This is a genomic window from Escherichia sp. E1V33 (assembly GCF_004211955.1).
Lineage (GTDB): Bacteria > Pseudomonadota > Gammaproteobacteria > Enterobacterales > Enterobacteriaceae > Escherichia.
The window spans coordinates 52,399-61,808 of the sequence record NZ_RHJI01000010.1; the positions used below are offsets into that span (position 1 = coordinate 52,399).

Below are 9,410 nucleotides of genomic sequence, written 5' to 3' on the forward strand. Positions count from 1 at the left end.
TAATATTTTGAAATTTCAATACATTGCTTGCCGGAAAAGGCGTTTATGCCGCATCCGGCAAAACTGTTTTACCTACACATCAAGATAACTACCCAACCGATAACCACGCTCGGCAATGGCATACTTCAACGACGCCGACGTTAACACATCCAGTTCCGCTAACCGCGGGAAACAGTAAGCACTCTGGCGAATTGTATTATCGACAAACGCCGGATGGCACATCACTTCCAGCGAGCGTTCACCGCGATGGCTGGAATCATCCAACACTTGCAGGAACAGTGATTCACGGATCTCTTCACCATAGAATGCACTACTAAAGCCCTGTGAACTGCGCAAATTAGCGGGTAAATCATCGTCGTTAAATACTGGCTGACGATCAATACGCAACGCAATCCCCTCTTCAGCCGCAAACTTGGCAACAATCGGGAAAATCTGCGGAAACATATGCACATGATGATGGCTATCAAGATGTGTTGGTTTGCGGCCAAACAGTTCAATGAATCGCAGATACTGGCTGGCGAGTTCCTGGGAAATTTCTTCCAGAGGTAAGGCATCTTCTTCTGCCAGCTGCCAGATCCATTTCCCCAGCATGCCCTGCCGGGTCAGCCCCGGCATCGCAGTCAGCGGCTTGCCCAGTGTAAGGACAAAGTGCATCCCAACGGCCAGACTCGGCTCGTCACGACTTAACCGCACCGCATGATCGATAGCCTCCCCATTCACCAGCGCCGTCGTTGAGGTGACAATACCATTACGACAGGCCTCGATAATGCCGTAGTTCTGACCTTTACTTAAGCCAAAGTCATCGGCATTAACAATCAGTAAGCGTTCCATAATCAGCCTCAGTTAATGTGCTTTTTTGAGTTCTGCAATGCAGTCAGCAAAGTTTGGCAACCACTTCTCATGCGCCAGAATCATCTCTCTTGCCAGCAGTTCCGCGTCACGATCCGAATGCACCAGCGGGCTAAGGTTGAGCGCCAGTAACACATCGTTAAATTCACCGCTAAGAGCTGCGTGGCTGGCGGCAATCTCAAAACCTTTGATGGTGTGAATCAAGCCCATCACCTTGTCATCGAAGTGTGTAATGCGCGGATGTGGCGTCGCACCATCGCGCCCCAGTGTACAGGTCATTTCTACCGCCCAGTCTGCCGGAATATTATCAATATGCCCATGATGAGGAATATTAATGTAATGTTCCGCTTGCTTGTCGTTGTAGATAGCGTTGATTACTTCGCACGCTGCATCTGAGTAATAAGCCCCGCCGCGCTGTTCCAGTTCTTTCGGCTTAACTTTCAGGTCCGGATTTTTATACAGGTCAAAGAGTTGTTTTTCGACTTTCTGTACCACCTGTGCACGGGCGCCGCCTTTATAATACTCACCCATTTCAATCGCCAGCATCTCTTTTTGCTTGAAGTAATAAAGCAGATACGAGCACGGTAGCAGATTCAGTGAGCGAATTAAGCCTTCGCTAAACGGCAGGTCGAAAATATTTTTTACACCAGACGCTTTTAACTGCCCGGAGGCCACACCATCAAGCAATTCGGCAAAACGAGATTTGCCATTTACCAGCACATCTTTAATAAACACCATGTGGTTTAGCCCGAACAGATCGATAGATAAATCATCGTTCTCATTTAACGCTAAAACATCGCTGATAAACATCTTCATGCCAATCGGAATATTACACACGCCGATAAACCGTTTAAATCCGGTATGACGATAAACGGCTTCGGTGACCATTCCCGCAGGGTTCGTAAAGTTAATCACCCAGGCATTGGGGCACAGCTCTTCAACATCTTTGACTATGTCAAAAATCACCGGAATAGTACGCAGACCTTTAAACAGGCCACCTGCACCGTTGGTTTCCTGGCCGAGATAACCATGACTTAACGGAATACGTTCATCGAGTTCGCGTGCGGGTAATTGACCTACGCGCAACTGGGTGGTGACAAAGTCGGCATCTTTCAATGCTTCGCGGCGATCAAGCGTTTTATAAAGCTTCATTGGTACACCAGCGTTATCAATCATCCGCTGGCAAAGATCGAAAATAATATCCAGCTTCGCTTTACCACCGTCTACGTCCACCAGCCATAATTCACTTACCGGCAATTCGTGATAACGTTTAATAAACCCTTCCAGTAATTCCGGGGTATAGCTGCTCCCGCCACCAATAGTGACGACTTTTAATTTCTGGCTCATAATTTCTCCCTTCATTAGGAAATACTGATATTTGTCGTGCCTGCCACTAAGTCAGGAATAACCCGAAAACACCAGGTTATACAGAGCAAGCATGTAAATTTAGTGTTCTGATACAACGACTACTGATTAAACTCAGTTAATTTTTTACGATAGTTATTGGGTGTAAACGAAGTCAATTTTTTAAACGTTTTAATGAACAAGCTTGGGCTACTATAACCGGCTTCAAAGGCAATATCTGTTACCGAATAATTGGTCATTTCCAGTTGTTTTTTGGCAAAATTAATGCGAATTTCATTAATAATCTGCATTGGTGTTTTGCCATAATATCGCTGGGTCGCTCGTGTCAAATATTCCTGCGATTTCGCCGACAGTATCACCATATTTTCCAGAGCATTTTCACTAAACTGCTCTTTATCATGCATCTTTTCAACCGTGCTTTTCAGCCACTGCGGCACATCATCAATTACCTGCTCTTCACGGTAATGACGTAATCGGTTGATAACATAAAAAGTAACTGTCTCAACAAACTCTTCCAGCCCGGTTTCACGGAAATTCAGTGAAGAGATGACCGTTTCCACATAGGTGAGAAAAGCGTTATTGGTCCGGTATACCTGTGATGCGACAAAGCAATAAGGTAACAACGGCAGATAATGCTGCTCAAAAAAACGTTTGCTGATCCCGACATTTAATATACGCGTGGCGCCAAATTCATAAAAACTTTGATGGTGCGATCCCAAGGGAATAAAGACAAAATCGCCCCGCTCCAGCAACACGCGTTTACCGTTTATCTCCTGGTAATAACGACCAGTTAACACCAGGGTGAATTCATAATAGTCGTGTTGATGCAGCCCACTGATACTCTCAGTTTTGTTGTAGATAAACACATGGAAGTTTTTGCCATTAAACAGTTGTTGTTCACGGGCTGTGGCAATTTCCGGCGCGTTAATCACTGGCTGCATCATCAACTCCTTATGCCTTCAATTTTTCATGAAGCTCAATTAATTCGCTAATCAGTTCACGTGCAAGCATTGAGGTCATTAAATGATCCTGGGCGTGGACCAGCACCAGACTCACTTTCATCTTACCTTCGCCCGCGTCGCCTTCAATCAGTTTCGTCTGTACCAGATGCGCTTCATTCAGTGCCATTCGTGACTGATCCATCATCACTTTTGCTGCGGCAAAATCGCCCTGCTTCGCCTGTTTCAGTGCCGCATACGCCAGGCTGCGCGCTTGTCCGGAGTTGATGATAAGCCCCATCACCACTTCTTCCAGCTCTTCAGCTTCCGTTTGCGTATCGGGAATATTATCGAGATCCATCATACATCGTTCCTCTCTATTCTTACCGGCACGATTACCCGTACCGGCATCGATTAAAATTTCAGGGCGTTAGCGATATCTTCTTCGCTCTCTTCTTTATCAATCACGTTTTGTGCTTTGTTAGCCACCACAACAAATGGCAGATAAATGAGCGTGGCGATACCGAGGTTGAAGAGTGCGACCAGCAATGCAGCGACGCTACCATTGGTGTTAAAGAAGGCTCCCAAGCCGGTTGGCATGGTCCACGGCGCAATGTTGGTCACTGGTGGAATAATGCCCATGTAATATGCCGCAAGGGTGATTGCCGCCAGAATCGGTTGTACCAGCACAAACGGGATAAACATCACCGGATTCATAATAATCGGCAGACCAAACAGAATCGGTTCGTTAATCTGGAAGATGCCTGACGGTAGCGCCAGCTTTGCCACCTGACGATAATCAGCACGGCGAGAAGCAATAAAGATTGCCAGAATAAGACCCAAAGTCGCGCCACTGCCGCCGAGGAAAATAAATGAGTCCAGCATCGGCTTGGCCCAGATATGGAAGGTCTTGCCGGCTGCCAACGCCGCTTCGACTGAGCCATATTGCTGGTAGGTCGCGATGTTTTCCAACGCCCACGGCGTCATAATGCCGTTGTCCAGAGCGGTCAGCGCCAGCGCGCCGTGAATACCGAAGAACCAGAGCAGTGGAACAAAAATCACATACGCCCAGCCGACCACACTACCCAACGATGCCAGCGGCGTCGAGATAGTGTCCATAATGATCTGATGGAAGTTTGTACCCCAGGTCGTCAGCGCCCAGGCAATAATCCCCATCACTGAAAGAATAATAAAGCCGGGAATTAATGCAGAGAAAGAACGCGATACTGACGCAGGTACGCTATCGGGTAATTTAATCACCCAGTTGCGGCGGACAATAAAAGTAAACATTTCTGCCACCACCAGGCCGATAATAATCCCGGAGATGATATTTGCGCCGCCTAACCAATTAGCGCCGACGGCATAAGCCTCGCCGACGCTATAAGGCGTGACGGTCATAAATGCCGCAACGGATAACAATCCCGCTGCCAGCGCATCGACTTTACGCTCTTCTGCCAGCGCCATGCCGATAAAGAACGGTGCCATTAAAGACATAATCCCCAATGTTCCGTTATAAACATTTCCGCCAATACCTTTCAAACCATTGAGTGTTTCAATGGTAGAGGCATCGAGGCGAATACCTAAGGAATAAAAAAATGACCCCTCCCCAAAGCTAAGGAAAACGTTATTAATTAATACAAACATAGCCCCTGCGAGGGTTAACGGCATTAAGCGAATAAAACCGTTTTTGATTGCATTAACGTGCGGCTGCTTTCCTATTTTAACTGCAAAAGGGAGGAGTACCTTTTCAAGCGATGCAATAACATTACTCATAGAAAAATACCCTTAAAAACCGCAACTTAAATATTGCGGTATAGATTTATGAAATAACTCTTTGACGGGAAAATTTAAAAATTAATTTGCTGCGGCTTTTTTAATTGCTGCAACTGCAGCCTTAAGCACGCCTAAACCATCGACTTTGCCATATAACAGCGAGTCAATTACTTCCACCGGTTTGTTGGGTAACAAACGCTGAATTTCGGGCAACATATAAGCAATCTGCGGCCCCAATAACACGACATCGGCATTCAGCCCTTTTTCACCAGCCAGCGTTTCTGGAAATGCTTCAATAATGACCGGAACTTCATATTTTTCTGCCTGAGCGCGCATTTTTGATACCAGTAAAGAGGTAGACATGCCCGCAGAACAAAACAGATAAATGTGTTTCTTTTCCATAAAACTGCCCTCATCAACGATTATCTGTCAGCCAGACACTCCGCAAGCCTTCACCTGCTTCCATGCTCTGGGTAACTTGCGAAACCAACATGACTTTTTTTGGTGGCTGAAAAGAGTATACGGTATTGACCTGAGCAATAGTATTTCTTTGACTATACAAATTGTCTCTCATTGACCTGCTGTTATGACCACCTTCACATTTCGGTTAAATAATTCGCGCCAACAAATAAGAACACGCCCATAAAAAAACCGGCACAATGGCCGGTTTTCGTATGACTTAAGCTTTCAGATGAAGGAATTACTTCGCAGCCTGCGGATCAGTGTCGTATTCGGCACAGGTCTGATAGCCAGTGTTGATCACATGCCCGGTATCATCTAACGCGACAAAATAGGTTTCTGCTTTACCATCACGTTGACCCAGAATGTAGGTCTGGCAAGTACCACGAGCATGGATCATGCTCACTTCAGACGAAGGTTTACCCGCAATTTGTGCAACCTGCGCCCGGCTCATGCCTTTTTTGACGTCTTTCACCACAGGCTGTACAAACTGGTCTTTGGTACGATCATACGCCGTACAACCTGCCAGCATGGTTAATACCGCCGCTGCACCCAGAATTCCTGCCATATTCTTGTTCATATTCCGTCCTCTTGTTTATCAGCGTGTTAGATAAGCCTGGAATACATCGGGGGCTTTTTCAAGCCTGAGAGCGAAACGGTTTCGCTTTCAGAGGATTCCTGTATGACGTTTTAACCACCATTCAACCTGCTGTCGCTTGTCGTTTCTGTAGCAACGGGTTAGCTTTAAGGAAGTTTTATTTTTCTGTCTGGAGGGGTTCAATGACATTGCAGCAACAAATAATAAAGGCGCTGGGCGCAAAACCGCAGATTAATGCTGAAGAGGAAATTCGTCGCAGCGTCGATTTTCTGAAAAGCTATCTGCAAACCTACCCATTCATTAAATCACTGGTACTCGGCATTAGCGGCGGTCAGGACTCTACCCTTGCCGGTAAACTGTGTCAGATGGCCATTAATGAACTGCGCCAGGAAACCGGTAACGAATCACTGCAATTTATCGCCGTGCGTCTGCCCTACGGTGTTCAGGCCGACGAACAAGATTGCCAGGACGCCATTGCCTTTATTCAGCCGGATCGCGTATTAACCGTCAATATCAAGGGCGCGGTACTCGCCAGCGAACAGGCATTGCGGGAAGCGGGTATTGAACTGAGCGATTTTGTGCGTGGCAATGAAAAAGCGCGTGAGCGGATGAAAGCACAATACAGCATTGCGGGCATGACTAACGGCGTCGTAGTTGGCACCGATCATGCGGCAGAAGCCATTACTGGATTCTTCACTAAATATGGTGATGGTGGCACAGACATTAACCCACTGTATCGTCTGAACAAACGTCAGGGTAAACAGTTACTGGCAGCGTTAGGTTGCCCTGAACATCTCTATAAGAAGGCGCCAACAGCCGACCTGGAAGATGACCGCCCGTCACTGCCGGATGAAGTCGCGCTTGGCGTAACGTATGAAAATATCGATGACTATCTGGAAGGGAAAAATGTCCCGGAACAGGTCGCCAGAACGATTGAGAACTGGTATCTGAAAACTGAGCATAAACGCCGCCCACCCATTACTGTTTTCGATGATTTCTGGAAAAAATAAACAGTGCGGCCTCCCCGCCTGAGATTGTCGACACCGAACGCTTTATTCATGCCGGATGCGGTGTGAACGCCTAATTCGGCCTACAAAACTTTGCAAATTCAATATATTGCAGGAGGCGAGTAGGCCTGATAAGCGTAGCGCATCAGGCGGTGTTTCCTTTGTCATCGACCCGCCTCTTTTTTAATCGTTTCCCGCCTGTTACACTGGATAGATAACCAGCATCTGGAGTAAACAGTGGTACGGCGTTTAACTTCCCCGCGGCTCGAATTTGAAGCGGCGGCAATTTACGAATATCCCGAACATTTACGTTCATTTCTTACTGACTTACCCACCCGACCCGGTGTGTATCTGTTTCATGGCGAAAGTGACACTATGCCGCTCTATATCGGCAAAAGCGTTAACATCCGCAACCGCGTCCTTTCCCATTTACGTACCCCGGATGAAGCGGCCATGCTGCGTCAATCCCGACGCATTAGCTGGATATGTACCGCAGGCGAAATCGGCGCCCTGCTCCTTGAAGCGCGACTAATCAAGGAGCAACAACCGTTGTTTAATAAACGGTTGCGCCGCAATCGTCAGCTCTGCGCCCTGCAACTGAACGAAAAACGCGTAGATGTGGTGTACGCCAAAGAGGTGGATTTTTCACGAGCCCCAAACTTGTTTGGCCTGTTTGCCAATCGCCGCTCGGCATTAAAGGCATTACAGACAATCGCCGATGAACAAAAGCTCTGTTATGGCCTGCTCGGGCTGGAACCGTTAAGTCGCGGTCGTGCTTGCTTTCGGTCGCCGCTAAAACGTTGCGCCGGAGCGTGCTGTGGAAAGGAGAGCCATGAAGATCATGCTCACCGTCTGCTCCAGTCACTGGAACGTTTGCGGGTGATCTGCTGGCCGTGGCAAGGTGCGGTGGCGTTGAAAGAACAGCATCCGGAAATGACCCAATACCATATTATTCATAACTGGCTGTGGCTGGGGGCGGTTAATTCGCTGGAAGAGGCGGCAACGTTGATCCGTACACCCGCCGGATTCGATCACGATGGTTATAAAATTCTTTGTAAACCGCTACTTTCCGGTCGTTATGAAATTACTGAACTTGATCCGGAGAATGGCCTGCAAGCCAGTTAATTTCACTGAACAGCAGTTTGCCTTGCGGTTGCAAAAGCCGCAGGGTGTGTTTGCCATCGTACCAACACGCGCCCTGGTCGGTAGTTAACAATTTTTCGCCCAGTTGCCATGCCCCGCTAATCACAAACACCACCCCACCGCGTGAACCAAAAGTAGTGAACGTGCGATCGGCAATTCTGACTTTCGCCTTACAGGCATCCAGGCGCGTCATAATGTTGAAATCCATCGACATCTGCCCTTCCGTCAGTTTCGCTTTTACTACCTGGTCCGCCGCAAAAGCAAAAGGCTGTAACGGCTTTAAGGTATGGCTAAAACGGTCTGCGCTTTCAAGAAGCATCTCACCGCCTTCCAGCAGCGTCACACTTCTTTCCATCCCAGGAAATAAAGAAAATTCGCCATTGGCCGCAATGGACGCAATGCTGGCACGCCAGTAAAAATCACGTTTCGCAGGGGGAAAACTACAGATCTCTCGAGTTTCACCGGCAGCGTTTCGCCACAGGTTTACCGACATTTTACGCATATCAAAGTATTCCATATTCGCTCCGGGCATGCTCTTTTCATTGTTATCGCTCAGGCAACCGTGGATTGTTATCGGCAACTCGTGTGATTTACCTTAGTGTTTTTGCAAAAATGACAGGCACATAAAAGAAAACCGCCGATCCTGTCCACCGCCTTACTGCAAGGTAGTGGACAAGACCGGCGGTCTTAAGTTTTTTGGCTGAAAGATTATTCAGCAGTTGCAGGCATTTTACCTTTTGCCGCTGGACGTTCTGTCAGACGCTTCTCAAAATTAGCATTAAATTGCTTTTTCTGCTCCGGCGTCAGGATGTTGTAAATCTTGTTCTGGGTTTCCATGTGCGCCAGCATGTTAGCTTTGCGCTGTTCTTCCATTTTGGCAATCTGCGCTTCAGCTTTTGCTTTGTCGAAAGTATCGCTGGCGATGATGTCATGCATCGCGCGGCGTTCTTCCAGCGGCGGACGTTTCATCTGGTCACGCTGGCCTTTCATGATTTCACGAATCTGCTGTTTCTGCGCGTCGGTCAGGTTCAGGTCTTTGAACATCATGTCATGATGCGGACCGAACTTGCCTTTATGGTGCATCATCGGCTTCGCGTCAGCCGGTGCTGCGGTAGTGGTGTCAGCGGCGTGGGCCAGGTTAGCCGCGCCAAGAGCCAGGGTAGAGGCAACAAACAGTGCAGTTAATTTACGCATATTCTATATCCTTCCTTTCAGTTATTTATTACGGCTTTCTTTAGTAGCGTGCCGTGTTGACGAGATTAACTTTACTGAGTTTAG

The 9,410-nt window shown here is 47.6% G+C and carries 11 protein-coding genes; 2 read left to right on the forward strand and 9 right to left on the reverse strand.

All coding sequences use genetic code 11. The features are described from left to right. Positions 1 to 72: 72 nt before the first annotated feature. The 7 genes from chbG to osmE all read right to left on the reverse strand — a co-directional run bounded on the left by chbG (position 73) and on the right by osmE (position 5,964). Complete coding sequence (chbG, locus tag D9742_RS08325) at positions 73 to 831, reverse strand: chitin disaccharide deacetylase (RefSeq protein WP_130236589.1); 759 nt, start codon at positions 829 to 831, stop codon at positions 73 to 75. A 12-nt stretch (positions 832 to 843) separates the two neighbouring features. Continuing rightward, on the reverse strand, positions 844 to 2,196 hold the full coding sequence (gene celF, locus D9742_RS08330) for a 6-phospho-beta-glucosidase (protein ID WP_114006667.1): 1,353 nt from the start codon (positions 2,194 to 2,196) through the stop codon (positions 844 to 846). Positions 2,197 to 2,315: 119 nt separating this feature from the next. Next, positions 2,316 to 3,158, reverse strand: a complete 843-nt coding sequence (chbR, locus tag D9742_RS08335) for a transcriptional regulator ChbR (protein ID WP_205712870.1) — start codon at positions 3,156 to 3,158, stop codon at positions 2,316 to 2,318. 7 nt (positions 3,159 to 3,165) lie between these two features. Beyond that, positions 3,166 to 3,516: a PTS N,N'-diacetylchitobiose transporter subunit IIA gene (gene chbA / locus D9742_RS08340; RefSeq protein ID WP_114006669.1), complete on the reverse strand. Its 351-nt coding sequence runs from the start codon at positions 3,514 to 3,516 to the stop codon at positions 3,166 to 3,168. Positions 3,517 to 3,566: 50 nt separating this feature from the next. Next, a complete protein-coding gene (chbC, locus tag D9742_RS08345; protein WP_130236590.1) occupies positions 3,567 to 4,925 on the reverse strand; it encodes a PTS N,N'-diacetylchitobiose transporter subunit IIC in 1,359 nt (452 codons plus the stop codon). A gap of 81 nt (positions 4,926 to 5,006) precedes the next feature. Beyond that, the gene (gene chbB, locus D9742_RS08350; protein ID WP_000412160.1) at positions 5,007 to 5,327 is read right to left on the reverse strand and encodes a PTS N,N'-diacetylchitobiose transporter subunit IIB; all 321 of its coding nucleotides are present in this window, start codon (positions 5,325 to 5,327) and stop codon (positions 5,007 to 5,009) included. A gap of 298 nt (positions 5,328 to 5,625) precedes the next feature. Beyond that, on the reverse strand, positions 5,626 to 5,964 hold the full coding sequence (gene osmE, locus D9742_RS08360; RefSeq protein ID WP_064529167.1) for an osmotically-inducible lipoprotein OsmE: 339 nt from the start codon (positions 5,962 to 5,964) through the stop codon (positions 5,626 to 5,628). Between the two features lie 200 nt (positions 5,965 to 6,164). Between osmE and nadE the strand changes: the two genes are divergently transcribed. Beyond that, a complete protein-coding gene (nadE, locus tag D9742_RS08365; RefSeq protein ID WP_064529168.1) occupies positions 6,165 to 6,992 on the forward strand; it encodes an ammonia-dependent NAD(+) synthetase in 828 nt (275 codons plus the stop codon). A 234-nt stretch (positions 6,993 to 7,226) separates the two neighbouring features. Next, a complete protein-coding gene (gene cho / locus D9742_RS08370; RefSeq protein ID WP_130236591.1) occupies positions 7,227 to 8,114 on the forward strand; it encodes an excinuclease Cho in 888 nt (295 codons plus the stop codon). Here cho and ves read toward each other — a convergent pair. Next, positions 8,074 to 8,649 (reverse strand): environmental stress-induced protein Ves, encoded by a 576-nt coding sequence (gene ves, locus D9742_RS08375; RefSeq protein ID WP_130218867.1) that lies wholly within the window; start codon positions 8,647 to 8,649, stop codon positions 8,074 to 8,076. The two genes, cho and ves, sit on opposite strands and share 41 nt — an antisense overlap. Positions 8,650 to 8,840: 191 nt before the next feature. Continuing rightward, a complete protein-coding gene (gene spy / locus D9742_RS08380; protein ID WP_064529172.1) occupies positions 8,841 to 9,326 on the reverse strand; it encodes an ATP-independent periplasmic protein-refolding chaperone Spy in 486 nt (161 codons plus the stop codon). Between the last annotated feature and the right edge of the window lie 84 nt (positions 9,327 to 9,410).

Excerpts from the sequence above, each read along its gene's own strand:
- chbG (WP_130236589.1), bottom strand. The coding sequence starts at position 831 with ATGGAACGCTTACTGATTGTTAATGCCGATGACTTTGGCTTAAGTAAA.
- celF (WP_114006667.1), bottom strand. The coding sequence starts at position 2,196 with ATGAGCCAGAAATTAAAAGTCGTCACTATTGGTGGCGGGAGCAGCTAT.
- chbR (WP_205712870.1), bottom strand. The coding sequence starts at position 3,158 with ATGATGCAGCCAGTGATTAACGCGCCGGAAATTGCCACAGCCCGTGAA.
- chbA (WP_114006669.1), bottom strand. The coding sequence starts at position 3,516 with ATGATGGATCTCGATAATATTCCCGATACGCAAACGGAAGCTGAAGAG.
- chbC (WP_130236590.1), bottom strand. The coding sequence starts at position 4,925 with ATGAGTAATGTTATTGCATCGCTTGAAAAGGTACTCCTCCCTTTTGCA.
- chbB (WP_000412160.1), bottom strand. The coding sequence starts at position 5,327 with ATGGAAAAGAAACACATTTATCTGTTTTGTTCTGCGGGCATGTCTACC.
- osmE (WP_064529167.1), bottom strand. The coding sequence starts at position 5,964 with ATGAACAAGAATATGGCAGGAATTCTGGGTGCAGCGGCGGTATTAACC.
- nadE (WP_064529168.1), top strand. The coding sequence starts at position 6,165 with ATGACATTGCAGCAACAAATAATAAAGGCGCTGGGCGCAAAACCGCAG.
- ves (WP_130218867.1), bottom strand. The coding sequence starts at position 8,649 with ATGGAATACTTTGATATGCGTAAAATGTCGGTAAACCTGTGGCGAAAC.
- spy (WP_064529172.1), bottom strand. The coding sequence starts at position 9,326 with ATGCGTAAATTAACTGCACTGTTTGTTGCCTCTACCCTGGCTCTTGGC.